The organism is Burkholderia sp. BDU5 (assembly GCF_001522845.1).
GTDB classification, from domain to species: domain Bacteria; phylum Pseudomonadota; class Gammaproteobacteria; order Burkholderiales; family Burkholderiaceae; genus Burkholderia; species Burkholderia mayonis.
The window spans coordinates 1-817 of sequence record NZ_LOWC01000120.1; the positions used below are offsets into that span (position 1 = coordinate 1).

General features: G+C 64.5%; 1 protein-coding gene. It reads right to left on the reverse strand.

Features of this window, described 5'->3' with window-relative positions; genetic code table 11:
- Nucleotides 1-817, reverse strand: an 817-nt coding sequence (locus WS69_RS19165; protein ID WP_197419286.1) for a hemagglutinin repeat-containing protein, incomplete at both ends; no start/stop codon positions are given.

Genomic DNA, 817 nt, shown 5'->3' on the forward strand with positions numbered 1-817 from the left:
CGCCTGCATTGATGCTGGAACCCCGCTGAATCGTCTGGTCTTCGGACGACTGCATCGAACTATGGCTCGAACCGACGCTGACCTGCACACCGATGCTCGGGGCCTGCGGTCCCTTCGCGCCGTTCAGCAGCGCTGCGCCGCCCATGCCGCCAAACGCCACGTCGCCGGCCGCCGCGATGCTATGCAGCGCGGATGCGCGGCCGTTGCTGTCCTTCGCCGATTCGCGCGCGGCCTGCGTCTCGCTGATCGCGTTGTTGATCGCATCGCCCACCGAGCCCGACAGGCCAACCGTCAGCCCGCTCTTGCTCGTCTGCTGCTGTTGCGCTTGATGCGTGGTGTCGGTGGCCGAATCGATCACGATGTTCGCGGCCGTCCCGGTCACATCCTTGCCCGCGACCAGATCACTGCCTTGTACGTGCAGCGTATTGCCCGCGTTGACGGTCAGATTGCCGTCGACCGAGCCGACCGTGCTGGCGTTGTTGGTGACGATCGAGGATTGATTCTGCTGCGCGAGCTTGCTGTTGCCGACCGAGAAAGATAGGCCGCCGCCCGACATCAGGCCCGAGTGTTGCTCCTGGTACGTGGTCGACGATTGGCTGGTGTCCTGCGACGTCGTTATGTTCACGTCGTGCGCCGCGTTCAGCGCCACATCGTGCGTGCCGACGACCGTACTACCCTGAACATTGATGTCCTTACCGCTGCCGATCGACACACCGTCCGCCGAAATCAGGCTGCCGTTCGCGATCGTCGAGGTTGCATCCTGCGAGCTGGCGATCTTCGTGCCACTCACGACGCCGCTGCGGCTGTGCGTCTCGCG